Origin of the sequence: Konateibacter massiliensis (assembly GCF_900184995.1) — a bacterium.
Classification (GTDB): domain Bacteria; phylum Bacillota; class Clostridia; order Lachnospirales; family Lachnospiraceae; genus Lachnotalea; species Lachnotalea massiliensis.
The window spans coordinates 316,190-341,215 of sequence record NZ_LT860099.1 but is presented as its reverse complement, the minus strand read 5'-3'; the positions used below and the strand labels follow the sequence as shown (position 1 = coordinate 341,215).

General features: G+C 32.2%; 36 protein-coding genes and 1 pseudogene. All 37 read right to left on the bottom strand.

The window, feature by feature from the left end; genetic code table 11:
- Positions 1-17: 17 nt before the first annotated feature.
- The gene (locus tag CTY48_RS07330) at positions 18-1,481 is read right to left on the bottom strand and encodes a DnaB-like helicase C-terminal domain-containing protein (protein ID WP_099467862.1); all 1,464 of its coding nucleotides are present in this window, start codon (positions 1,479-1,481) and stop codon (positions 18-20) included.
- Positions 1,482-1,567: 86 nt separating this feature from the next.
- The gene (locus CTY48_RS07325; protein WP_099467861.1) at positions 1,568-2,062 is read right to left on the bottom strand and encodes a hypothetical protein; all 495 of its coding nucleotides are present in this window, start codon (positions 2,060-2,062) and stop codon (positions 1,568-1,570) included.
- A gap of 67 nt (positions 2,063-2,129) precedes the next feature.
- The gene (locus tag CTY48_RS07320) at positions 2,130-3,248 is read right to left on the bottom strand and encodes an AAA family ATPase (protein ID WP_099467860.1); all 1,119 of its coding nucleotides are present in this window, start codon (positions 3,246-3,248) and stop codon (positions 2,130-2,132) included.
- Between the two features lie 61 nt (positions 3,249-3,309).
- Positions 3,310-4,536, bottom strand: a complete 1,227-nt coding sequence (locus CTY48_RS07315) for a hypothetical protein (RefSeq protein WP_099467859.1) — start codon at positions 4,534-4,536, stop codon at positions 3,310-3,312.
- Positions 4,537-4,872: 336 nt separating this feature from the next.
- Positions 4,873-6,069 carry an RNA-guided endonuclease InsQ/TnpB family protein gene (locus tag CTY48_RS07310; protein ID WP_236354805.1) on the bottom strand — a complete coding sequence of 399 codons (1,197 nt, stop codon included), beginning with the start codon at positions 6,067-6,069 and terminating at the stop codon, positions 4,873-4,875.
- A gap of 61 nt (positions 6,070-6,130) precedes the next feature.
- The gene (locus CTY48_RS07305) at positions 6,131-6,313 is read right to left on the bottom strand and encodes a hypothetical protein (RefSeq protein ID WP_099467858.1); all 183 of its coding nucleotides are present in this window, start codon (positions 6,311-6,313) and stop codon (positions 6,131-6,133) included.
- A 42-nt stretch (positions 6,314-6,355) separates the two neighbouring features.
- Positions 6,356-6,634, bottom strand: coding sequence for a DUF2829 domain-containing protein (locus CTY48_RS07300; protein WP_099467857.1), 279 nt, complete (start codon positions 6,632-6,634; stop codon positions 6,356-6,358).
- A gap of 6 nt (positions 6,635-6,640) precedes the next feature.
- Positions 6,641-7,021 carry a DUF488 family protein, N3 subclade gene (locus tag CTY48_RS07295; RefSeq protein WP_099467856.1) on the bottom strand — a complete coding sequence of 127 codons (381 nt, stop codon included), beginning with the start codon at positions 7,019-7,021 and terminating at the stop codon, positions 6,641-6,643.
- A complete protein-coding gene (locus tag CTY48_RS07290) occupies positions 7,018-7,554 on the bottom strand; it encodes a hypothetical protein (protein ID WP_099467855.1) in 537 nt (178 codons plus the stop codon). The genes CTY48_RS07295 and CTY48_RS07290 overlap by 4 nt, the downstream gene beginning before the upstream one ends.
- 37 nt (positions 7,555-7,591) lie before the next feature.
- A complete protein-coding gene (locus CTY48_RS07285) occupies positions 7,592-8,053 on the bottom strand; it encodes a hypothetical protein (RefSeq protein ID WP_099467854.1) in 462 nt (153 codons plus the stop codon).
- A complete protein-coding gene (locus tag CTY48_RS07280; RefSeq protein WP_099467853.1) occupies positions 8,053-8,334 on the bottom strand; it encodes a hypothetical protein in 282 nt (93 codons plus the stop codon). The genes CTY48_RS07285 and CTY48_RS07280 overlap by 1 nt, the downstream gene beginning before the upstream one ends.
- 134 nt (positions 8,335-8,468) lie before the next feature.
- Positions 8,469-8,666, bottom strand: a complete 198-nt coding sequence (locus CTY48_RS07275; protein WP_099467852.1) for a hypothetical protein — start codon at positions 8,664-8,666, stop codon at positions 8,469-8,471.
- Positions 8,667-8,698: 32 nt separating this feature from the next.
- On the bottom strand, positions 8,699-9,205 hold the full coding sequence (locus CTY48_RS07270) for a hypothetical protein (protein WP_099467851.1): 507 nt from the start codon (positions 9,203-9,205) through the stop codon (positions 8,699-8,701).
- 38 nt (positions 9,206-9,243) lie between these two features.
- Positions 9,244-10,092: a hypothetical protein gene (locus CTY48_RS07265; protein WP_099467850.1), complete on the bottom strand. Its 849-nt coding sequence runs from the start codon at positions 10,090-10,092 to the stop codon at positions 9,244-9,246.
- On the bottom strand, positions 10,089-10,337 hold the full coding sequence (locus tag CTY48_RS07260) for a hypothetical protein (protein ID WP_099467849.1): 249 nt from the start codon (positions 10,335-10,337) through the stop codon (positions 10,089-10,091). The genes CTY48_RS07265 and CTY48_RS07260 overlap by 4 nt, the downstream gene beginning before the upstream one ends.
- A 13-nt stretch (positions 10,338-10,350) precedes the next feature.
- Positions 10,351-10,710, bottom strand: a complete 360-nt coding sequence (locus tag CTY48_RS07255) for a hypothetical protein (RefSeq protein WP_099467848.1) — start codon at positions 10,708-10,710, stop codon at positions 10,351-10,353.
- A gap of 33 nt (positions 10,711-10,743) precedes the next feature.
- Positions 10,744-11,139 carry a hypothetical protein gene (locus tag CTY48_RS07250; RefSeq protein ID WP_236354801.1) on the bottom strand — a complete coding sequence of 132 codons (396 nt, stop codon included), beginning with the start codon at positions 11,137-11,139 and terminating at the stop codon, positions 10,744-10,746.
- Positions 11,140-11,226: 87 nt separating this feature from the next.
- Positions 11,227-12,120, bottom strand: a complete 894-nt coding sequence (locus tag CTY48_RS07245) for an ATP-binding protein (RefSeq protein ID WP_099467846.1) — start codon at positions 12,118-12,120, stop codon at positions 11,227-11,229.
- Complete coding sequence (locus CTY48_RS07240) at positions 12,116-12,916, bottom strand: nucleotidyltransferase domain-containing protein (RefSeq protein ID WP_099467845.1); 801 nt, start codon at positions 12,914-12,916, stop codon at positions 12,116-12,118. The genes CTY48_RS07245 and CTY48_RS07240 overlap by 5 nt, the downstream gene beginning before the upstream one ends.
- Positions 12,917-12,926: 10 nt before the next feature.
- The gene (locus CTY48_RS07235; protein ID WP_099467844.1) at positions 12,927-14,096 is read right to left on the bottom strand and encodes an RNA ligase family protein; all 1,170 of its coding nucleotides are present in this window, start codon (positions 14,094-14,096) and stop codon (positions 12,927-12,929) included.
- A 375-nt stretch (positions 14,097-14,471) separates the two neighbouring features.
- Positions 14,472-15,032, bottom strand: a complete 561-nt coding sequence (locus tag CTY48_RS07225) for a hypothetical protein (protein ID WP_099467842.1) — start codon at positions 15,030-15,032, stop codon at positions 14,472-14,474.
- A gap of 26 nt (positions 15,033-15,058) precedes the next feature.
- Positions 15,059-15,193 carry a hypothetical protein gene (locus CTY48_RS19960; RefSeq protein ID WP_268876712.1) on the bottom strand — a complete coding sequence of 45 codons (135 nt, stop codon included), beginning with the start codon at positions 15,191-15,193 and terminating at the stop codon, positions 15,059-15,061.
- A gap of 110 nt (positions 15,194-15,303) precedes the next feature.
- Entirely contained in the window at positions 15,304-16,446 is a 1,143-nt protein-coding gene (locus CTY48_RS07215) for an AAA family ATPase (protein ID WP_099467840.1), read from the bottom strand.
- A gap of 50 nt (positions 16,447-16,496) precedes the next feature.
- Positions 16,497-16,913 (bottom strand): NADAR family protein, encoded by a 417-nt coding sequence (locus tag CTY48_RS07210; RefSeq protein WP_236354797.1) that lies wholly within the window; start codon positions 16,911-16,913, stop codon positions 16,497-16,499.
- Entirely contained in the window at positions 16,897-17,619 is a 723-nt protein-coding gene (locus CTY48_RS07205) for a hypothetical protein (protein ID WP_099467839.1), read from the bottom strand. Before CTY48_RS07205 ends, CTY48_RS07210 begins: the two co-directional genes overlap by 17 nt.
- A 691-nt stretch (positions 17,620-18,310) precedes the next feature.
- Positions 18,311-18,943: pseudogene (locus CTY48_RS07195) on the bottom strand (DNA-methyltransferase); the annotation flags it as partial.
- Between the two features lie 144 nt (positions 18,944-19,087).
- Entirely contained in the window at positions 19,088-19,687 is a 600-nt protein-coding gene (locus CTY48_RS07190) for a hypothetical protein (RefSeq protein ID WP_099467837.1), read from the bottom strand.
- 200 nt (positions 19,688-19,887) lie between these two features.
- Positions 19,888-20,067 (bottom strand): hypothetical protein, encoded by a 180-nt coding sequence (locus CTY48_RS07185; RefSeq protein WP_099467836.1) that lies wholly within the window; start codon positions 20,065-20,067, stop codon positions 19,888-19,890.
- Between the two features lie 40 nt (positions 20,068-20,107).
- Positions 20,108-20,383 (bottom strand): hypothetical protein, encoded by a 276-nt coding sequence (locus tag CTY48_RS07180; RefSeq protein WP_099467835.1) that lies wholly within the window; start codon positions 20,381-20,383, stop codon positions 20,108-20,110.
- A complete protein-coding gene (locus CTY48_RS07175; protein ID WP_099467834.1) occupies positions 20,384-21,268 on the bottom strand; it encodes a hypothetical protein in 885 nt (294 codons plus the stop codon).
- A gap of 17 nt (positions 21,269-21,285) precedes the next feature.
- Entirely contained in the window at positions 21,286-21,606 is a 321-nt protein-coding gene (locus CTY48_RS07170) for a hypothetical protein (protein WP_099467833.1), read from the bottom strand.
- Between the two features lie 154 nt (positions 21,607-21,760).
- Positions 21,761-22,318 (bottom strand): HAD domain-containing protein, encoded by a 558-nt coding sequence (locus CTY48_RS07165; RefSeq protein WP_099467832.1) that lies wholly within the window; start codon positions 22,316-22,318, stop codon positions 21,761-21,763.
- Between the two features lie 22 nt (positions 22,319-22,340).
- Complete coding sequence (locus tag CTY48_RS07160) at positions 22,341-22,532, bottom strand: hypothetical protein (RefSeq protein ID WP_099467831.1); 192 nt, start codon at positions 22,530-22,532, stop codon at positions 22,341-22,343.
- Positions 22,533-22,547: 15 nt separating this feature from the next.
- Positions 22,548-23,090, bottom strand: coding sequence for a tRNA (adenine-N(6)-)-methyltransferase (locus CTY48_RS07155; RefSeq protein WP_099467830.1), 543 nt, complete (start codon positions 23,088-23,090; stop codon positions 22,548-22,550).
- A gap of 481 nt (positions 23,091-23,571) precedes the next feature.
- Complete coding sequence (locus CTY48_RS07150) at positions 23,572-23,943, bottom strand: hypothetical protein (RefSeq protein WP_099467829.1); 372 nt, start codon at positions 23,941-23,943, stop codon at positions 23,572-23,574.
- A 4-nt stretch (positions 23,944-23,947) separates the two neighbouring features.
- Positions 23,948-24,553 (bottom strand): hypothetical protein, encoded by a 606-nt coding sequence (locus CTY48_RS07145; protein WP_143452704.1) that lies wholly within the window; start codon positions 24,551-24,553, stop codon positions 23,948-23,950.
- Between the two features lie 83 nt (positions 24,554-24,636).
- Complete coding sequence (locus CTY48_RS07140) at positions 24,637-25,026, bottom strand: hypothetical protein (RefSeq protein ID WP_099467827.1); 390 nt, start codon at positions 25,024-25,026, stop codon at positions 24,637-24,639.

Genomic DNA, 25,026 nt, shown 5'->3' with positions numbered 1-25,026 from the left:
CACCACTCTACTTCTTATTATTGTATATATCCATGTTTAGGATAGCATTGTGCTACCTCTCTAAAGATACAGTGATCTCCTGAAAACTTTAACAAATATGCTATTCCATTATCTGATGAATTTGCCCCGCTTCTAGTTTTATCTGGAAATACCATTCTCCAAACAGCATTTCTATCACACACATATTCTTCTTGAATCCATTTATCATTTACCTTTCTTAATTTGAAAGGTTTACAATAATATTTTTTATTATCAGGATCTAGTTCTTCATCATATACATTACGCATAAGATATAACCCTTCTAAAACTTCTTTTATCTGCTTGCTATTTGATAAAACAGAACTGTCAAGAAATAACTTTCCTATTGTGTTAATAGCAAGCTGTAGAGAGGCCAATCCAATTACATTATACTTTTTACATAATGAATCAAACTCACGGCTATCTTTTATCAGAGATAAATCTTGCCTGGTATTGCCAGCAGAGTCAAAATCCAGTTTGAATGTGTCATATAGTATTGTGTCGTATCCATATCTAAGGATATTTTCTCTTGCTTTCTTCTTTACAATTGACATATTCGCGTCAGCTAACGAAATAAATTTAACTCTGCCTTTATAATTCTTTCTCCAATAATCCTGAACTGAAGCCAACTGCTTTTTATCTTCTGCATTCAAGTCTCCGCTCATCAATTTTTTCTTTGTTAATTTAAAGTATCTATTTCTTTTGCCAAGCAACCAGACCATGAATTTGATTTTGAATTTCTTTACATTTTCTTCGTTAGATATTATCAGCACTTTCCTATCTCTATAAAGAAGTGCCATTATAACTGTTACCCACCAAGTGGATTTGCCGGTGCTGCTATATCCACCCATCATAGTAAGTGTCCCTTCCAATAAACCATTTACTTGTCTGGAAAGGAATTGGAAGCAATTCATCTCTTCCCCATTAATGTCATATCCAGCGATGTCAAAAGGAACACCATTTTCTAATCCTTCTTGGCAGTTTTTAATGAATTCGTCATCAAAATCAATTTCTTCCTCCTCAATAATCTTGCTAGAGTATCCAGTTCCATAAGAACTAATTCTTGCTTCATACCAATCAGTCACAGATTCGGCATCCATTTTACGGAACATACTAAGCGGTGATATTTCTTTCCCGTTGACATCAATCTTTTTTAAAAGATTAAAACCGTCCTCATGCATGTGTAAAATAATGTTTTCTCGATATAGGATATCTATATATGTATCAAAATTTTTCTCATTGATGATATCAATTTGATGCTGAATGGAATCCCATCCGCCACAAGACTCATATCTTTCAATTACATCTTCATTCATATTTGACAGAATTGTAACCTCATCAAGGGAATAGAAGCCTTTTCCTCTTAGCTGATTAAGTAATGAAAAATAGAATAACCCATCACTTGTAATAAAATCTTTCTGTTCTAGTGTGATTTCATCTAGTAAAAGCATATCTTTGAACAAGCAACTAACTACGTTCCCCTCTACCTCTACTCTTCCTTTTAATAACTGTAGTGGGTATTTATCTGTGACTCCTGTAAGAAATTCGCCTATATCTGCTCACCAACTTCCTCCTCATATTCAGACAATGATTTTTTCCTTTTCTTTCTACTAAATTGATTGTTAGAGACGTCAGGCATATCCAACCTATTGATTTCCACTTTTGATTCGCCCTCATATTGAAAATCAGTTAAGTTGTTCTTTAAGATTGCTGTAAAATATCTAATTTGAGCATACTCACTTATAAAAGTTTTCTTTATAACACTTGTTAGATAATTTTCATTATCTATGAGATATGCCAATATTTTTTCATATGTATAAACATCTGCAAGCTCACCAATTTCTTTGTATAAAATTGTATTAGTTACTTTTCTATCAAAAATCTCATAAATCAGATTATATGCCCTATCCTTTATATCTTTCTTTTTTCTCCATTCAGTATATTCATTTTTGTTGCAGTAGTAATGATTTTTCCCATCAACTACTACCTTATATGCTTCATTTCTATCTACCTTGCTTCTACATATTTTGCATTTGACAAGCATCTTCCCACCACCTTGATAGTATTGGGTGGCTTGTAAGCCACCCAATCTGATTATTTGATAAATACAACTATTTCAATTTGTCATAAATTTCCTTCAAAGCATTGTCATCACAATCATTTAATTTACCAAAAGAGTTGATGATTATTTTTACTTCTGCTTTCAAGTCCTTATCCTTGCACTCCTTGAACATGACTCTGATGGTTTCCTCTAGGTTATCCGGATAATTGGAAGTATTAGTTTCTTCTTCAAATGGTGGTGTTGTATCAATATCAGCTGCCGATTCTTCTAGTGGATCTGGTTTCTTTTCTTCCTTCTTGGACTTTGTTGTTGTCTTTGGCTTATCAAATGTTGTCTTAGATTTTTCCATTCCTTCTTCTACAACTTTAATGAATTCCGAACCCATATCGGGTTTATCAAATATCATATACTCTGGCACTGCTCCATCTGCAAATCGCCCACCAGCATCAATCAAAGTAGTACCTCTGAAATACAACTTACGAACAGTATCAGTTGTATATTTCTTAGTCTTGTCTCCTACTTTCTTTTCTTCTAAATCTCTATCAATTACACCGGTGAGAACCACATCAAAAATATCACCAAATGCAGCTTCGTAATCAGCACTCATATTAGAAGATAACTGCATATAACCATCTTCCTCAAGTCCACCCTTTTCCTTGATTGTTTTAAATTTCGTATGAGCAATAGCCCATACCCCAAATCCAGCTTCTTGCAACTTTGTCATATATGGCTTAACCAAATCATTAGCCGAATATTTTTCTCCTGCTGTGTATCCACCAAATGCAGCTTTTACAGACTTGCATTTCTTATTCGGATTTTCAATGTTACTCTGCCTGATTGTCTCGGTATCCGTAATCAGAGTGAGTTCATCACCAGTATCAAAAGCGATAATTTCAATATTATGCTCTTTCCCCTTTTCTTTGATTAACCAATCTGAAAGTTCAATCATATCCTTATATGTTTTGACCTGGGTAACATTTAAGTTGTCAAGCATTTTATATCCAACTTCATTCCCACAACCAACCAAAAGCCCTCTTGAGGCATCTCCATATTTTGCAAGAATTACATCTCTAAAAAGTGTTGTCTTTCCAAATTTTTTAGTTGACCTTAAATAGATTGATAAATTTTTAATATCTGGTTTAATTACATTAATCTGTGGTTTCTGCATTTAATAAAAATCTCCTTTTATGTTCATACTTCGTTTAAATTGGGAGGAATTCCCCTGTATCTTACAGATCATCATCACTATCTATTACATCTTCGTCCTCAAACAAATCTTCTGTGCCTTCTGGTAATTCTTCTTCGATGGGTCTGATTACCATATCATCGTCAGTGTATACTGTTTCATTTCTTCCCTTAGTAAATCCTCGTGCAATCTTCAAAAACTGATACTCCTGAATTCTGTCTCCATACACACTTCCACCAAGTTCTGAACGAATATCATCAAGAGTAATAAGACCACAATCTAAATCCTCTTTCTGTTCATCTGTCAACATGTCATCTGTGATTTCAACCTTCTGAGCACCATTAAGCATTTTAATATCAATACCAAGCTCTTTATATGTATCATCTTCTACTGTGAATTTTCGCTTAATGCCCTCTACAAACTTTTTATCCTTTTCACTTGCATCTTTTGGTGCGACAGGAATTGTAATTGTAACAGGAACAGGAATATTAGTTTTACGGTTGTTATCATATTCCATCATGTAGCCATTCACATAATATTTGCCCTTTTCTTCAATACTCATGGAATCAAGACTATCGGAATTATAAATAATTTTAACAGTTGCAGTTGAAGACTCTTCAGCATCTTCAGCCGCAAGGTAGATTCTCTGTGGAACATAACTTTCATATACTTGCTGCTTTTTATCTGAATACTGATAATTGCTATTTCCTCTAATGAAAAACTTGCTGTCTTTATACTTTCCACTTTCAATAACCTTCTTGATAAATTCAGCAAAATCCCACTCAGAAATAAATTCATGATGCTTCTTCTTACTCTTTTCAAGAGCTTCTATTACCTCTGCTTCATTCTCTAACCCAACCTCTTTCAACTCTTCATCAGTAAGACTTGTACCTTCTTTGATTTTTTCGGCAGCTTTTTCTAGTTTATACCGTCTTCCTGGCTTTTCTAAATCAAAAATAAACTTTTTGAACTCAGCAACTTCTGCCAGTTTTTTTGACGTGAGCCTATCTTTAAATGGAATTTTTAAAGATTCACCTTTTACTTTATTACCACTGCCATCAATAGAACCTTTGCTGAAAGTATAGATGTCTCCATGTCCATCTGCAAAGCTGCCAGCATCTACCGTGAGCAAATGTCTGTTATCACCACAAATTACGTTAAACATAATCTTTCTTTTAACCCATCCTGAATCATATGTTGTTTCTAAATATGGTTTAAACTTTTCTGTTTCTTTACTGAGTCCAATCTTGCCTGTCATTTCAAAATTCATTAAATAAACTACCTCCGTTAATTAAATTTTTTGTATGTTAAATATGTAAAATATTAAAACATCTATTACTTCAACGCCCTCCCGGACGATACATAGAAAATCACTCTATAATGAAAAATCTATGTAAAAATAGCTATTTATGAGCGAACTCTCCCAAGGGTGAGCTATTTTAGCACCCGTGCAGATATTCTCTGTTCAGTTTAAATATTGGAATTTTTAATTGATATGATTTTATGTAAAAACTTTCTTGCCATCTCATTAGCCGCCAAACCAATATAATAGAGTAAATCTTTCTCCGAATGAAACAGGAGATTCATCGGCTTTTATATTTGCCATTTATACAGCTTTCAACTGTATTGGGTGTAAACCTGCACCCTCTATTCCCTCGCTAAAAGCATCAGGAATTACCTTTTTCATAATTTGATACGCGCCATTCACGTCAGCATTGATCTTCTTACCAGTATTAGATACGAACAATCCTCTATAAACTCGTCTATCCTTGTTATAATTCTCCTTTACAGGACTCTCATTGTCTAAAAATGATGTCCCAGAAGTATAACTTTCTTCTGTTATAATAACTTCAATTCCATTTTCTTCACATTTACTTTTTAATTGATTGATAAACATATCATATGGAATATAAGTAAAATTCTGCATATTGCAATTTTCTTGTTTCCACTTCTTATTCAATCCAATTATGAGAGTATCGACACTGTATAGAACACAGTAGTCTACTACTTGTTTGCTTGCACAATGCATAAGATATTTGATTTTCTCATTTCTCTTATCAGTAAGTTTTTGAAGTTTATTACTCCAATCTCTACTGGTGTCTTTCTTTAATTGCGACTGTAATTCGGCTTTCTTCTTATTATAAAATTGATTCGCAGATTTAATATCACCACCTTTAATAATAACTGGTTGCTCTCCAAAATTATTTACCATCGTTATTAAATTCTCTGTTCCTAAATCAATACTGCAAATTTTATTTCTCTCTTCTGAAATATCTGGCACTTCAATTTGATATACAATTTCCATCACATAATAATTTGGTTTTGGAACAAACCTACATTGCATTAATTTTCCATTAGCGTGAGTTGGGACTGTATATTGTTTAAATGGTTTGTAAGAAATTCTGAATATACCGTCCTTTAATGAACATTGAATATTCTTTAACATAAATACTTGTCTACCATCTTTAGGAAGGTATCTCGGTAATTTGGGCATTCCAAGATATTTACCCGGACTTTTCTTCCAATCCTTAATGGCTGCGAAATATGATTTCCAATTTTCATCTAATAGCTGGATGGTCTTTTGGGCTGCCTGCGATCCACACTCCTTGTAGCAGTCCATTGGTTGCATAATTTTTTGAACTTCGTAGGCAGTTAGAATTTTATTCTCTTTTATAAAAGCCTGCCTTAATAAGTAATTAGCCTCGTTATATACATTTTTTGAATAAAAACAATGTTTATCAACTATTATCCAAATCGGATTATTTTTTCTTATTATTTGTTGTTCTACTCTTTGTACTCTCAAGGCTAATTATTTTCCTTCCTTATAAGATAAAAGAAACATTTCCTATTAATATTCTTTAAAACTATTTGGCACAATGACATGTTGGTTGATATTTTAGATATTCAGTGCCTTGAGAAGTATCGAAATAATTAGGTGAATAATAAATCGCATCATCTTCATCTGTTTCTTCTCTGACTATTTTCTCTATTAATTTTCCACTTTCATCATATTTCTCTGTAGTTTCTATAATCTTTGTCTTTCTCATTTAATCACATCTCCTTTTATATTCTCCAAACGAAATCGAAGTTTAATTGGTGCTTACAACATTCCAATCTTCTGCCAAACAGTCGTTTATTGATGGTACCCACATGGAATGAGAGCCATTTACCATTCTAATCTGTAAATATGGTTCACACTTAAATAATTCGCCCTCACTTAACCCCCATGCATCTGCCGTTTGTTTATTACACGGAATACCTTGTGGATATCCCTTCTGATATACGACAAACATATCCTTACCATTCCAACCATCTCTTGCAACTTTTTGACCTACTTTTAATTTTTCAATTGCTTCTCCAAAATTCATATTGTTTCATTCTCCTTTCAATTCTTCACATTTAATTCCATTCTCGTTTAACCAATCAGACACCAAATGTCTATGGCAAAAGTTCGACGATTTTTCATAACACATGAGTACAATATCTGGTTCTGTCTGCATTGTGTTATCACATAAATACCATAAATCGCTACTAACACTTTCAGGGTTCAATTTATCTAATACTTGTTCTTTAAAGCGTTTTCTATAATATTCTTCATCATGGAATATCTTCCAATGCATCAATAAGTCATAACTAGGAGTAAGTTTTTTATACTCTAACCCCTTATACCAATCAGGAGCTTTAGCACAAATTGATATTGGAATTATATTATCTGGTAGTGATTTAAGCTTTGCAAAATAACTTGTATATATCATTTATTCTCTTTCTCCTCTAATAATTTACCAATCTCTTTTATTGTTGTTTTTGAATTGTATTTAAAAGAAAACTCATGTGTTGGTTCATTAGAAAACATCTTTCTTGACTTTACTGTACAAATTTTATTATTAAACTCAATACTATGAAAACGGGCTGAATAACTACTATAATCAGAAAATGCCTTTAATACCTTTTGATATATTTTATATTGAATACCTTCTAATATTTCATAACCAAGTTTGTCTTTGTTTATTACGCTAAATGACTCATTATAATAATTACATAAACGATTGCTTCCCAATTCTCTGATAACTGTACATTCAGGTTTAAAGTCTTCGATGAAACCAACCACAAAATCATTCATTTTTATAGAAGTATTAGCGAAAACCAAGTCGCCTTTTTCTAATCCATTTCTATTCAGCATATATGATTTTACATATTTTTCTCTGTCTTCATATGAATGGCAACAATATGTAAGTCCTGGTATAACTCTAGTGATTATAGTCATTAGTATTCTTTCTTTATCAGTCAAAATTTTCACCTCTTTTTCTACGGTTGAAACCCACCTTTCATTCTGATTTCATTAGTCCTTTTAGTAATTCCTTCTCTTTATCTGAGTACTGATTATATCTGTCAATTAAATCCATAGCATCTGAAAATTTATCCATTTCCCATCTATCCAAACTGTTAGAACACTCTTTTATACTACTGGATAACTCGCTAAAAGTGTCTTTTATTTGATTAATCTTTGTTCTGCTTTCATAGATTCGACTATCACATTCTTCCCATAACACATTCGTCTCTTCGATCTCTTTGTCTACTAATTCCTTATATGTATTTCTAACTTTCGCAGCATGTAGTTTGATTTCAAGAAGAGAAGTGTCGATATTATCAGTTTTTAAAACATCTGTATTTTCAACCAACTTATTAATTGCCTTACTAATATCTTCTCCTTTTAGTTTTATAATATCTTGAATCAATTCGATTTTAGGTACTAATTCTGATTCAACCCAAATTAGTTCTCTTGCCATCACTTTTCCTCCCACGTCTCATATTCTTCTTCCTGGTCAAGACTTGTGCAAATATTGCAGGTATGTGGAGCTGGAAATTCCACGTTGTTCTTACAAGTGGAACAGTCGTTTACCTTCTTATTATTATCTTCTAAATATCCTAAAACGCCTCCAAGTCCCCTACCTCTTATAATTTGCTTTGCAACCGATACAGGAATGTAAATCTCACATTTGTCGTAATCACCTTTTAGAATTCCTTTGTGTTTGCCATAATCGCCAAGCTGATCAAGTACCATATTCATATCAAAAGCAGTTGGAGTTTCTTGAATTGCGTCCTCGGCATTGTCGGTAAGACACCCATTTAAATATATTTTATTCGATACTTCATCTGAATCTATTAGTCTTCCTATTCTAATTCACCACCTTTTGAATAAATTTAGCTGCAAACATCAACAATCAAACATGGCTCATCGTCTCTTGTAATTGCACCAATACAATCAACATCGTACTGTAAGAATTTTTTATCAATACTATCCTTATCACCATATAATCCAATTGCGACACCATTCGAACGAAGTAAAATCTTATTATAAATATTAACAAGTTCCAAAACATCAGTTAGTTTTCTACTCATAATCTCTCCTTATAATCATTTAAAATCAACATTTAATCTGTAAATACAACGTTTATACCCAATTTTTCTTTAAACATTTTAATAGCACCTTCCCTAGTAATCTCTTCACATCCGGTTATATCATCAATGGCATAACTTTGAGGACAACCATAGCAATCCATTCCACTATGATACATGTTCCAATCAAACCAATTACCAACAAAGCATATAATTTCTTCTAGTAACCCATGAGCATTATATTTATTTACTGCATTATCAATAATTCCAAAACCCACCCAATCATCGTCTTGTTTTATTACTTCATTACCCAATATTGCCATTTCATTAACAATTGCTACTAGTTGTTCCTCGTTGTTGTTATATGTCTCGTTGTATTTTAACAAGTCAGGTCTATTGTAAAATTGAAACAAATCCTCATCGTATTTACTTAAGAAAAATGTTAGAAAATTTATTTCTGCTTCATTTTCTGTGATATGTGTAAAATCATCATATCCGTCCGCATCCCCATACATTACTTCAAAGTAAAATCTTTTCTTCAATTATTTCCCTCCTTACGAATGTCGCATTTCAAGCCAAATCACTTGTTGTCTTTAATCACTTTTTTTATCCTATCTTTCATATCCTCTAACATAACAATCCCAGCTTTACGTTCATATCTATTTACTACTTCATTTGTTAGTTTATCTAATTCTGACATAATCCTTTCCCAGTCTTGCATCTTTATCTCCTTTCGTTCCTTCAACTTTTCACCACACACCTGTAATGCGTACATGCAAACAAAGTATCTCTGATTAATCCTCTTACCGGCATTCCATAGACTACTTTCGCATGGTTCATCAAATTCTTGTAATCTATCTGTATTATTTCTAAGATACGAAATCCATTCATATTCATCAGTGTTGGATAAAAGATCATCTGTAAAATCTAATAGACTTCTTAAATCCTCACAATGATATTTCTCACAAAAATCGTCTACATCAAAACCATAATTGACTAAGTTTTCTTTAGCTTTACTGATTAAGATATTCAGCTCTTCATCAGTGTCTGCAATATCATAAAAACTTTCCTGAACGTTTTCTTCGAACCAGTTAATAATATCCTCTTTACAATAATCATCGTCAAATACTTTCAGCGATTGTTTACTCTCATAATTTAACTTCTCCGTCTGGTATCCAATATTGTCATATTCCAGATTGTAAACGTCACCTAACCACGTCATATTATCAAATGTGAATTGACCGTAGTCGCCATATATAAACATATTGCAGCCGTCTCTGTAAAGACAAACTTTCTGGTACTGACTACCGGGCTTTCGCAACATCCAAAATGCTTTATTATCGTCAATATTTTGTTCCGTAGCTTCCCAAGTGGCAAACTCTTTTTGATAATGATCAAAACTATGTATATTTTCTGTTAATCTACTCATTGCACTCCCCTAACTGTTGAGTTTTTTCCTAAAAATTCTCGACAATTAATATTAATAGAAAGAGGTAATTCTAAATTCGCAACTTCTACAATTAATTTCTCAACTTCTTCGACAACTGTCTCTTTATATTTACATACATTTGACTTATTACAATTTCTACAATTTCTACCATTACTTGTTTCCACTTTTGTTGACATACTATTTCCAAATTCTCGTTCCCATGCTATTCCATCTGCTAAACTCATTTCATTTCTCCTTTTACCATGTGTTCTGTTCTATATCATCTTTGCAATAGATACCAAAACTCGGAGTAAAGACATCATCATCATAGATAAATCCGCCACAGGTTTTCTCATCAATCCTATATACTAGTGTTATGGTTTTGATATCAGAAATTGGTATATACCCACCAATTCCACGATTTTCATTTTGATCTGAGACGACAAGGATTGAGTCATGGGTAATCCTTTTTATTTCACCACAATAGTTACTTTTATATTCTCCGCTTTCATCAAGACCACCTAATTCTAAAAGAACATATTGACCAACTCTAAAACTACCTGATAATTGGCAACTTAGTATGTACTCTGCTTTATATTGATTACTTATATAAATCACCTCATTTCTAACTTGAAATTCACGTTTCGTCTGCTAAAACCTTGCTATCAAATCTTCAATCATGCCATAGGAGAATGGACTATCTACTACTCTTTTTGAATATTCAAATTGTTTTAGAAATCTTGCCACTTCTCTTACATCAGAGTGATTCAAAGGAACGAATTTCATAAAATCCATTTTTCCATGAATGCAAACTACTGCCCAACTATGATAATTATCACGAAAGTCCACATCCACACCAACATCACAAATTTCATTCATCATCTTTTGACAATCTGAAACTATTTCATAAGCCTTTTCACATTCTTCTGTTGCTCGCTTACACTCATTAGATGATCGTTTGTATATATTTCGTGCTTGCTGTATCTGATTTTCTAGATTCTCCAAAGTTTTCTTGATATGTAGATAATGTTCTTGCAAAATACTCATGTCGGTTAATTCATCTTTAAATAACCATTGTTTTATCTTCTCTTTTATTTTGATAATCTCACCTCATTTCCATACGAAAGATTTGTTTCATCTTGCTTTATCACACTCATTAAAAACTAAAAGCAGCTTATATTTATATTCTCCAAATCTTTTCATCCACTTCTGTTTTGCCTTATCATTACTCCATGACATAGGTATCATGTGATAATTTATTAGAAAACACATGTTTAAAATCTCATTACTTTCAATTTTAAGATTGTTATAATTACTCAATAAATAATAACTACCTACGTTTTCATGTTGGTAATAATGAGCTACACCTTCCTCATCAAACTTCTGAGTATATATTTTTCCAATATCGTGAATGTATGCTGCATCTCTAAAATCTTTGCCATATATATCAGAAAACAATAAACCAGCGTGTGCACAGTGATTACTCAATGTCATATTATGATGTGGATTCATTTGGTCAAATCCAATCATCTTGTCTTGAATATCAGTAAGTGCTAATTCATAATCCTTATCAAATCTATGTATCTGAATTTCATCAAAGCCTTCTTCTAAGAACGGTATCTGAAAATTCATCATCTGTTTTTGAATAACATGATGTGGTACAGGATATTCTTTATAAATATTATCTTCAATACACTTTTCTACCGACTTTGGAACTATGTAAGCAATCTTATGGCAATCAACATTCTTTACGTTTTCAAGTAAACTCCGCCTTGCTCTCATGTTAATATTCGTAGCATCTGCAATAACATTTTTACCAGATTTCAAATTATCCTTGACTTTCTTGTGAAAAAGTCTAAACACTTCATCATTTTTAGTCTGGTCAATTACACCACCATCACAAATTTCACCACGTATATCATCTGATGATATGATTGCACAGTCATTTACAATCGCTATCTGCTTGGCTATTGTGGACTTTCCAGATGCAGACAACCCTACAAAACAAAATAATTTAGGTTTGTTAATTTGTATTCACCTCTCGTTTTATACTGAAAGTAATCAAATCTGTCATTACCTTTGCCATAATATTTTCTGCTCGCTCATCTATTTTGACAGGATTGTCTTTCATATACTCATCTTTGTATTCTTTTATCCAATCACACGTTGACTTTGCCAAAGATTTAGAATATTCCAGCTCGTAATGATAATTTGCTTTAATATCTAATAGTTCTTCTTTGTTCTTAGGGATTAAGATTGTACGATATTCTTCTTCCTCACAGTATCTAATGATAAAATCTTTTAGTCTTAAAATGTGATGCAATTGCTTTGGATCACATCCGTATTTTTCAATTTTATCCATAATACTTGGATACGGATGAGTCAACGCATTGTATTTTTCTAATGCCATACCTGACATACAATTTATACTCGCATAATTGTTGTACCTAGCGATTATCTCAGCATTATCTAGCATAGGTCGATATAGGCTCTTGTAAATCGGATTTAATGCATAATATTGTGTAAAGAGCAATTCGATAAAATTAATATTTTGCTTTTTGAAACACTCAAACATTTTACGAATATCTTTTACATCACAGAGACAATTATCTCCCATATCAACTGTTGTACTTACTGGCTGCCGGTTTAAAACAATATCATTTAGAGTTGGTAATACAATAGCCTTTGTATCAACATCTGAATTTTCATAATCCAATTCATAATTCTGTGAACCATATAGAAATACACCTACTACGTTGTAACCTAATTTAATCAATTTATCATAATGACACCGTACTTGTTTCTGTACTTCTTCTTTATACAATTAATCACCCCTATCCGTTGTGCTTTAATAAATATTCGCGACTTACGTTTTTGAAACTTTGCTGACCATCAATACTTCTATATACAAATCCTTCTCGCTTTACTTTTGTATTAATTTCACTATATCCATCAGCTTCCACTTTCATTTCTTCCATTGTCTTAGGAAGTGTATAAGCTTCGTCAATGATAGGGATATGATTTAAGTCATTCTGCTTACAAAATTCAGCCATTTCCATTGTTCCGAAACGTATACCGTCTACAATTAGATTAAACACATATAGGTTATTCTCTTTTAATTTATATGGATTGCCTTGTACAAAACCAACACCTTCGCCCTGCAATACGACTTTGTTGTAACCGTTTTCTGAAGCAAAACCCGTAAGAATTTTCTTTATATTGTACTTATCTGCTAATTCCCAATAGATATTCAACTCATGGTAACAAGACTGCTCTCTGTCAGCTTGTCTCACATTACGACTACAAACAATAAAATCAAACTTATCCTTTCCCTTCTTTAATCTGTCTACTGCAAATGTACAGCTAGTACCATCAAGTTTTTCTGTCTTTATAAATTTGGATGTACTATTTAGATAGAATGGTGCATTCTCAATTCTTGTCTCATCAGTCTTTACAATCCACTTTGGAAATTCCTTTGGATTATCCTTCTTCTTTCCAAACAGCAAGAACATTAATCTTCGACCAATTTTATATTTCATAGCTGTTCTCACTATCGGTCTTTTGAATAAATCTGGTCTTCTGTTTGCCATAGCTTTATACTTGGCTTCCGGATCTACTTTATTTGATTTTCTTTTAATATCATCCTCAGAAGCGTAAGTAATTTTCAAATCATTTGTAACATCTGAACCCATCGTTTTATTATGTAATTCTGGAAATAATGAAATCGGTAAGGCTAATCCCTGTGAAATGACTTTAAACTTCCCTAACTTCATTGTTTTTACTTTATAATGTTTTGACTGTAAAAATGCAAAACGTTCATCGCTTTCAGGACACTTACTATCAATTTCAATGTATACCGCTAAGTCTCCCTGTTTAAATTCGTCCTTCTTGGCGATACAAATCCAACCAAGAATACCAATAAGCTCAATATTATCAGCTCCTTCAATTGGTTTAATCCACTCAATTTTCTCAATATGCGCTAATGCTCTTTCTTTTTGTTCCATGTTTGCTTACCGTCATAAGCAGGTGCACCTTTACCCTATAGGAACTTAAAACTACCCTTTCTATTTTTTATATTTATTCTCTTAATTTCTCCGATGAAACGATGGATTTATCTTATGATTTCTGTTTCCAACATTGGTCACAAGCAGCTGCCGGTATTGCATATTCATACTCGCTACAGAATTTTACGCACTCTTGTTCTGTCAAGTGTATTAATTCGTTATATACTAGTTCATATGGACACCCAATAACCCCGCCCTTACAACCTTCATTAATCCTATTAGGAAAATAATCCTCAACTATTTCTTTTGGCGTTTTATATGTTTTTACTTTGTCCATAATTCAGTACCTTTCATATGCAAGATTAAACCAAGATTTCAACTGTTCAACGATGCTTTTAATTTCTCAATTTCCCTTAATTTTTCTTCAATGGCTCTTTGCTTTCTGTTTTCTCGATTCAAATTTTCATACTTATTTATAATTACATCGAACTTTTCTAAAACTTCTTTTATTCTATCTAATTCATAAAATGTACGGTTATTTATATTATCTCTGTATTTCGGCTGCATTGTTTCTAAAAATTCATTATAAAATTCTCTGAAAAACGCAGTAGGGTAATCTTCCCCAAAAATATAAGCACCTGTTGAAAATCGAATTGATAACAAGTTTTCTGGAGTTTCAAACATTCCTATGTTTGTAATTTCTTCGTGTTTTCCAATATATGTACTACTAGGTGAAAGATCCACTAAGCCATAAGGAATCCCATCTTGTGTATAATTTATCCCAATAAATCTTCTATGTAAAAAATCTACACCATATTTTTCTGTTGCTTTTACAATATTAGATTCTTTTTTAAGTTTTGATAATATCTGTTCATCATTGGAATTTAATTTCTCTTTTGTTTGCAGTTTTTCTATCATTTCTTCATATATGTTCATATTTGATTTTCAACCCTTTTCTATCATTAATATTCTTCATATAACACAGCAATCTCTCTCTCATCCCATGTAACATCAACATCTGTCTCAGTTTCTTTGTCGTGCAGATATTCTCCACACATGGGGCAATAATTGTACTGAAAAGTAATTTCTACTATCATGGTTTTACAATCAAGATTACTTGGATTATGATGAAAATTACACTTTGGACAAAAAGCATATATAGCTCCATTACCTTTAAATTTCTCGTATTTCCATACCATACATCCCCTTATTTATCTTTTTGATTCCTTGCCCTATATTCCATAACCTTACTTTGCAAATATGAAGGCTGCACAGGATATTCCAACTCAAAACTATCCAAAACACTCTTGTTATATCCAAGTAATTGAACAAAATTTAATGCGTCATTATAACAAAAATATTCTATTTCTTCTTGAATATCAAATCTACCATATCTTATAAGTGCAGAATCTATCCTTTCTTTGTAATTAGTTGTAGCTATATAAATAGTATTATCTGTCGAATATACACCGTCTAATAATTGAAATATAGCATTTTGATTAGTATCCTTTTGTTTCTTTTGTAGCACGTTTAAATCTACATTCTCTATTTCTTCTCTACTTTTGAAGAATAAATCAAAATCTTCAACAAGAACTATAATTGTGCCACTATATTTCTTTCTAGTTCTAAGAATACCATTAACTGAATTCATAATATTATCTGGATCGATAGTCAATATAGGGGCGTTACTAAACATCGAACTAATAGCTTTTGCAATAGTAGACTTACCCGTCCCCGGCTTCCCATATAGAAATACTCCGATTTTATGTACAAGTTGATGTTTTTCATACCACTCTTTGCTTTTCTCCCAGTTTGACAATCCTTTTACAATTCTGTCTCTTACGATGTTGTTGAGAACAATATTATCAAATGTATGCGGAATAACATCGCAGCTCATGTCAAACTCATTTAAATACTGAACCCTGATATGTTTATCATCTGTCATTTTCAAGGCATTCTTTAAAAACTCTTCTCTGTTCTTGTATTTTTCTTTTCCAAAGAATGATATTTTTAGGCGATGCTCCGGATACGAAGTCTTATCATTTTTATCCCTGAATGTTTCTACTTTTAAATAATTATTATTTTTCAGCCTAATGAAATAAGAAATGTTTTCACTAAGCTCGTAAAAATCCTGATTAGTGGTAGGAGTCCTATGCTTAATGTAGGTCTTAGGATCTAATTTATATAATTGTTTATTTACATTATTATACGAATTATCCCATTCTCCAACTTGAATGGTTGACATTTTCATACTCTTCATAATCTGAAATATACCCGTAACAATACTAACGCCCAAAGATACAGACATTCCTGCTATTATCTGTTTTAACATACTCTCATTTTTATTCATTCGTAACTGTATTCTCACCACCCCTTTTCTAATGAAACTCGACTTTCATTTCATTTCAACTCGTCTCTTACTCGCATCAAAATTTTGCCCAAATTATTCTGCCCTTTACCATTGACAGTTCCCCATATTCTATCTCCCCACGTATTACCTTCTTCTAAACGAAAATCACCAGTATTAAGCAGTTTGTCTTTCAGCTCAGTATTTTGTTTAAATTTTGCTTTTACGATATTGTACATTTCATCAAATTTAACCTTTTCCCAGTCACTTCTTAGTTGTACACGTCTACCTAACTTTTTCGCAGACGAAGGGTCTAAGTTTCCAAAACACTCTCTGTCAGAAAATGTTTTTTGTGCCTGAAATGCTGCTTCATTATTTCTATATGTAACCCCTTCATACGCAACAGGTGCTTCATAAAAGTTACTTAAAAAATAATATTTACCTCTAAATTCGTTAATTGTATTCATCATTAGTACCTATCCAATCAATCGTTATATATTCATCGTAACAAGGATAATACGTTGTAGTTCCACTTTGTTCTTTGCACCAAATATCAAGTAATTTCTGCAAACTTCCATAATCACAGTTTTCACTTGCATCCTCATGTAAATCGCTGCAAGCGTTTTCAATTACATTAGCAGCATCAATACCAACTTCTGCAATAGAACACACCCATAATCTTTCTGGTATAATATCTTCATCATCACAATCACTAGCCCAATATTCAAAAAAGTCATCTGTATCGATAAAATATTTATCAAACTCTTCACAATACAACATTGTTGTTACATCTGCTTCCTGAACATCTTTCGCTTTGGAAACCATATCATTATATTTTGCAATTCGCTTTTCTTCTTCATCTTTCTTAAATCCCTCACAGTTACAATGGTAATATCCCCTTTGCTTAAATGGTTGTTTACAATACTCACACAGCTTTTGTACGCCATTGTAACAATCCGGACAAAAAGATAATGCTTGGTGCTTATATGGGAAACGCTCTCTTTTACCGGCCTCAGATGTATCACCATGGATTCCATAAACATTATTCTCTATTCGCATTCCCAAACCATGACAAGTAGGACAAATACGTTCATCATCTTGTAAGTCTTTGATAAGCTCTTTGGGAAACATCTTTTTGACTGTTTCTTCTATATTAATAGCTTCTCTTTTTATCATTTATTCACTCCTTAAAACTGCATACTTGATATTTTTTATATCCAAATTAATATCGTTTTTCTTTACAACCTTGATATAATCATGTATAATATAAATCAAAAAAACCTAAAACAGACTAAACAACAATCAAATATAAAACCAAAACAGAAAAATATTAAAAACGTAGAGAAAATCAAAAAAACTTATTATTTATATACTGTAGCTAGTAACACTCTCACATTTTTCTGAAAGGTGGTGCTTCATGTGGAAGCTCTTTTGGGCGTTGTTTTTACTTTGGTTTTGGTGATTTTGATTATATATGGCATTCGAGCTATTTTACATATATGTATAAAAGACCAAATTCACGATGTAAAAATAAAAACTAAATTCTTTAACATAGAAATATCAAAACACGATTCATGCAGGGACGGCGAATAAGCCGTCTCTATTATTATCTTGAAATATCGTTTTCATTTAGATTATCGTTTCAATTTCCATTTCAATAATTTACTAAAAGTTAACTCTGGCAGATTATCATCACCTAAAAATACCAATCTACTTCTTTTTCCTCTTTTAGAATAAAGTATTTTATATGTAAGTTTGATTGATAATCTCTCCCAAATAGTCAATCTTCTTTTTCTAGTCGCTATTTCTGTCATAAAACCCGTTCAATTCTCTCCTCTCTATCAATAAACCATAAGAATGTAAAGATTTATCGGTCTATACTTTTTAAATGTTCCTCAACTCTATTTCTTCCCACCTCAAATATTTCTCTATCCTTTTCAAAACATATGTAATTTCTATTAGTATTAATGGCAGCTATTGCCGTTGTCATGCTACCGGCACAAGAATCTAAAACGGTATCATCTTCATTTGAATAGGTTTTTATTAACTCCTCAATTAAAGCCACTGGCTTTTGTGTCGGATGCAATGCTGATTTCTGAATATCTTTTGCAAAAGTCCATACAGATTTTGGATATCGTTCTGTACTATCATAGGTAGTAAGACCAGCAACTCCATAATCAGTAGACTGCTTGCAATTTACTTTATGTTCCGCTTTACTTACCTTCCTAACATGTCCCATTGTCTTTTGGGGACTATATGTAGGTGGTTTCTTATAAAATACACAAATATCTTCATGAGATCTTAGTGGCATTTTTTTAGCATTGTAAAATCCAGTTGGTTGAGTCTTTTCCCAAATCAGATTATATTTCCATAATTTTCGGTTGCTTTGCATTAAATCAGCAGTAAACATTCCGTTTGCAAATAAGATAATTGCTCCATTATCTTTAATTATTCTCTCATACTGCTCCCATAATGGTTTAAATGGTATAACCGTATCCCACTTATTTCGAGATTTTTGTCCTTAACCATACGGAAGATCTGTGCAAATCATATCTATTGATTTATCAGGAATATATCGCATCAATTCCAAACAGTCCTCGTTATAAATATTGTTACTTTCTATTTTTACTTCCGTAATTTTTCATCACCACTCTTTCGTTAAATAATTATGTTTTATATGTTCCCATTCATTTGGGTTATAATTAAATTTTGCTCTATTCACACACCATGGAATTATTCTGAGATTACTCAAATCCCAACCACCTCCATTGGATAGTGGAATTATATGGTCTAATGACGGCTTTGCGTATTTCGCTTTATTCTCATTTATCCAATTATCATATGTATTATTGAATCCTTTATTATAATAAAAATATTCTATAAAATTTATATATTCTTCATTAGCGAAGTTTTTACCAACTCTATCTCTACTCATAATATGGTTTAAGTATTTTAATTTTTCTATATCCTCAAACGATCGTAGCCACTCTAAAGAAACTTTTCTATGTAGGTGTCCGAGTATGTTCTTATATAAAGATTCTTTTGGCATCTTTTTACCTTTGTTTCTTGCCACCTTGCCTTTTTGTGCCAATCCTATGTTCTTTCTATGCTCATCTGTAAATGGTTTTCTTTTGTAACCCTTAGAACTTTTTCTTTTTCTATTCTTTCTGGTAATTTCTATTTCATTTTTTTCTAATATTCTTTTTATTCTATGATGATCTGTTCCATATTCATCTGCTATCATTCGTAACGAAAATCTATCTTCTACATATAGTTTTATAACTCTCTGTTCATCATTTGCTAAAATTTCTAATATAACGTTCCTCCTTAATCCTTTTCATCCCTGTAAGACAATCTTCATTTAGTAAATATTTTTCTCTATTTTTAACTACCGAAAGGCTCATATGACTATTGGCTGCAGCACCCTAATCCTTTCTGTAATTTTTATTTATCTATTTCTGCTATGTCATTCCCGAATTTATCAATTTCACCTTTGTTAATCATATTCGCTATTTTTATAAGGTCATCAGCCTTGACGAAACCTTTCCAATAACTCGTCGAACGTCCAATTGCGGAATTTTCAATCAACTTAATTAGAGCTTTTGTTTCTATCGTATTGTCCATTTACATTTCTTACCTCCAACGAAATTCGTAATTCTTATGATTAATTCTCTACTGGAACCCATTTCTTAATCTTTACTTCTTTTAACTCTACTTCGGTACATTCAATCTCGTCTTCGTATTCCCAAGGAATTTCATACTGACACTCAGTAGCTCCTTCTGAATAAGTCGTCATGTAAAACTTCCCTTTATCTGCAAACACTATTTCGTGATAAATAGACCATCTTCCAGTGTCAATAATATTATCAACAATTGTATTTTCATAAGGTAAATCAAGTTCGTTCTTAAGATAGTCTTTACTAAATTTTATCGTAGCCATTTATTCCACCTCCACAACTCCCCAACCCTGACATTGAGGACATTCACAATATTTTTTATTAATATTAATCATAATTTCATCTAAATAGCTGTTAACCTTTTTCTCTAAATCTTTATAATTTTCCCCTATTATTGGAGAAGGAATTACGCAATCTTTTCCATAATCACTTGAACTGGGTGTCTTAATATTTAAGATAGGAACAGATTTATCAGATACCATTTTTTCAACCCATTTTGGCTTTCTTCTTTTATTCATCCAAGAATTATTTGTATCAACCATTTTTGTATATGGATTAGCCAATCCGATACTTCTTGTCACTTCAAAATGAAAATCATAATCAGAAGTTACTTTTGCAATAGAAGTATTTATATTAGCTTTTACATGTTCCCTAATCAAATCAAAAACCTGCTTGGAATCCAATTTACATGGCATATCCTGATAAATTTCCTCTGGATATTCGATTTCTGTCAATAGCCCAACACTTGCTTGATATGTATTCGGAATAAATTCAAAATCTTTCTTCGTGTATACTTTATCAATAGTGAATTCTACGTCCTCAAATCCGCCATCTATCTCATCATATTTTAATGAATAGCAACCAATTATTTCATCATATTCATCAGTGTTATACATTCCCATTGTAATGATTTGTGGCATTAATTCTGTAGCAGCATAACCAGATTTTAATTCATACCTTTTATCTATTTGCTCATTTGGCTTTTTAATTGTTATGTTTTTGGGAATACGAGGTAATTTGTACCACCCATTTTTATTTGTTTTTTCTGCTTTTTCTCCATCAAAAAATAAATTATCAAGAGACGTGCTATATCTTTCATTTTTTGAAATATAAATGTAATCAATGCAATCTATAATCTTAAAATCCAATTTTTATCCTCCATACCTTATTTTGTAATCCCAACACCGCACAACTCAACACTTGTTATCTTGTTTCTAGTAAATATAACTGACTCTGATGTTCCACCATGCCACAATGAGCCAACTGCTTTTATGTACGAATTCTCACCATCATCAATTAATTCAAACTCCCGAATAACACCAACAACTGTCGAACTACCATCATCATTAATAATTTCAATGGGTAATCCAACTGCCTTCTTAACAGCTTCTTCCCATGACTCTCTTGTATAAATATCTCCATTGCAATCAGGCTCATCAAAATGGCAAGGGATTTCAAATGTTACTTTTACATTTTCTGTTCTCAATTATACATTCTCCTCTAATTAAAAAATCGAGTCTATCAATTTATAAATAATAATACCCACAACAATGATCAAAACGCATACAACCAAAGCTTCTGGCATTGTCAATCCCGATCCTATTACTGTTTCTGTAACACTATTCATTACAATTCCCCTTTTATAATCTGTTTAATACTGCAATTGCCTTATCTACATGTTCTTGATGTAATCCGCCATTCTTATCAAACCAACTTGGTTGAATCCAATTTTTCTCTAAAGCATAATCAGACCAATCGTGATTTTCATCATCTAAAATTACATATGACTCAGGCTTATTATCATCAATCCACTTTCTTACCTCTGCTCCTCTACCAGTGCCGTAAACACACTTGATATTAATCGTGTCTTCGAGAGTCATTACTTCAACTGCTGGGTTGTCATCAGAAATTTGAGCTGGGATATCTGGTGTAACATCGAAGATTTTTAGTCCGAAATCGTTTAGTACACTTTCCAACACTTGATAGAACCTTCTCTTTATACCGGTTTCCTTTTCAAATCCAACCTTCCAAGAAGATGACAACACAATAATTGCATTTGTAGCATCTACTATCTTTTTTAATAGTGACACTTTTTTTGGATCAATGCCATTTGTTAATTCATTCCTATATCCTGAATATGTAAGTTCTCCATCTACATCTAAAAATATTACTTTAATAATTCCACCACCTCTCTTCAAAGGAAACTAAAATTTCATTAGTTTAAAATACTTGTTTTGCTACTTTTGAAATATGGCTACTTCCATTATTTTTTAAATAACCAAAGAAATATTTGCCTTTTACACCTCGAATTGCAAATGTATCAATTGCTTTCTCTTCATCATTTATAGAAAGTAAAACTTGATCCACTACTTTGTCATTATCATCCACTAATACCCACATAACTAATTCCATTATTGCTTCCTCCATTTATCCTATCAGCGGTCTTTCATATGTAACCAGTTTCTCAATTATCAGATCCTTTGGAAGTAAATCTCTACAGAAATAAGCTGTTGCAAACGGACTTCCTTTTACCACACTATCCATATGTTCTTTATCGTGATAGCTAACTCTCGCATCAAAACTAAGAATCTGAATACCTTCTTTGAAATATTTATATCTTGTTTTCCCCTGTAATGAATTGAGTGGAAGTAATATTGCAAACGGTTTGTTAAATGAATACAATCGTTCTAATATCTTGTCCTTTACTGAAAAAGGTGGATTTGATACAACGATATCCCAATTATCAGGTTCATATTCAAAGAAATTACATCCTTCCATCAAAGAACTTCTTACGACATTAAATCCTTCTTCATTTAATCTCTGATAAAATGCAGACCACTCATCATCAAATGGGCACCAAATAATCTTATCCTTTGGTAAGTATTTGACTATATGATCTACTATATAATAAGGAGAAAATAATTCATTGTCTTCTATATCAGATGTTAAATATCCTATGTTTAATCCCAATCTTCCACCAAATCTATCGCTGCGCAGCTCCACCGGTGAAATAAATTTTTTGTCCTTTCTTTTTTTGTTGACCGATGAACTCAGTCTTTTAATTTGATTTTCTTTCTACAACAACAATCGTATCATTATGCCAACCACCATAAGGAACCAATAAAATTTCCTTTATGTATTAATTATCTTATAGGCATGATAGAAAATGTATTTTTATTTGGCATTTACCAAACTCTTTTTATTTCCATTATGTATGAGGAGTAAGTTGCAACTTAACGGTATACAAAACCTCTTTCCTCCTATATTTATATTTCTTCACTTTCTTTTAAAAATAAATGAAAGCATTATTTAATGGGATAATAGGCTTGACTAAGCCATTTCAGAATTGATATAATTAGAATATCAACTCAGGATTATCCCTAGTTGTGTTGCAAGAACAGTCTGCTCACCGACCAAAGTTAGTCAGACTGTTCTTTTATTTATTCTCTTTTTAGCTTTCTTTTTCTGAAATATATGTAACACCATATTTTTCTTCATCTCTCTCATCTGCATCTCTAATAAATTTAGCTTTATAGATATCGCAGTTGCATCCCATCTTCTCACTTCTGCCGTCTAATTCAGACAATATATTATCAGCACACCAAGACCCATCGTTATAATGGAGACATATTTGTTCTTCGTCCCAACACTCAGGAACAGATAGTACAGTTCTAAATGTAAAATCTACAACAACCGTTTTACTTCTAATAACACAATCTTCTTTGTGTTGTTCGCCTATCAATTGGCCGCAATAAAAACATCTGTCTGGTTTACCGGCTGGTCTAGTAGAACTTTCCGTCACTAACCACTTTTCTTTTTTCATCACATCACCCAACTAACTTCTTATATTTATCCAACATTTCTTTCAAAATAGGATTCTGATTTGCATACATCTCGTACTTATTTACCTCGTCCATTTCCCTAATAGCCCTATCCATAGACTTCTTTAATTCTTCCGCTTCTTTTCTCTTGGCAACTCTTTCTTCATAAGCAGAAGTATCTACTTTCCCTATAACCTCGGCTGTTATATTCCCCTTATATCTTTGCTCTGCTTCTTCCGGCGTAATGATTTCTGTAATAGTATGTATAGTTTCGCTTCCAGACACAATAATTCTATCCCCTACTTGATACTCTGTATTATCTTCGTAAATAGCAAAATGATAATTTTTATATCCTTGATTAACCACTGCTACTGCTTTAAATCCTGTTAATTTACTCATATTATTTTCCTCGCTTTCTAATTTTAAATATTCTTTATTAATCCAGAAACATCCGGTTGCACTACTAAACTTATCATTTCGTAAATCGTCTATCTTCACTGCGTAATTTCCAGCACTACTTATTTCGCTTTTAATTGTTCCGTGATGCCCAACAGTATTTTTGTAACTTCTCCAATACTTATTATAATCGGTTATAACAACACGCGTTTCCATTTGCATTATTTCACCTACTTTCTTCGAAAGAAATCGTTGCTTCAAAGGGTTAGCCAGCCGTTACACCAACTAACCCTATAATATTATTCTCCTAATTCATCAAGCATTTTCTGTAAATCATCAAATGATGCATTCTGCAAGGCTTCATCCTGTTTAGTAGCCATAATTTGCATAATCTTTTGTTTTTGTTCTCTCATTATATTTGCTTTTTCCCTTGTTTCTTTTTCTGATAATTTTACGGATACGATGTATTTTACAATTTCAATCTGTAATTCGAGTTCCTCATCAGCATTAGATTTTGTATTTAATAAGCTTTCTTCTTCTGCTTGTTTCTTCTGTGAATTGAGATTTTTAAATACTGAGTCAAGCGCAGATACGCTCATATCCCACAAATCTTCCACTGAAACCATTCCCTTATAAGGAAACCTCATCTTGTTTCTAGTTGCTAAAATAAACATTTTTTCTGTACTCAT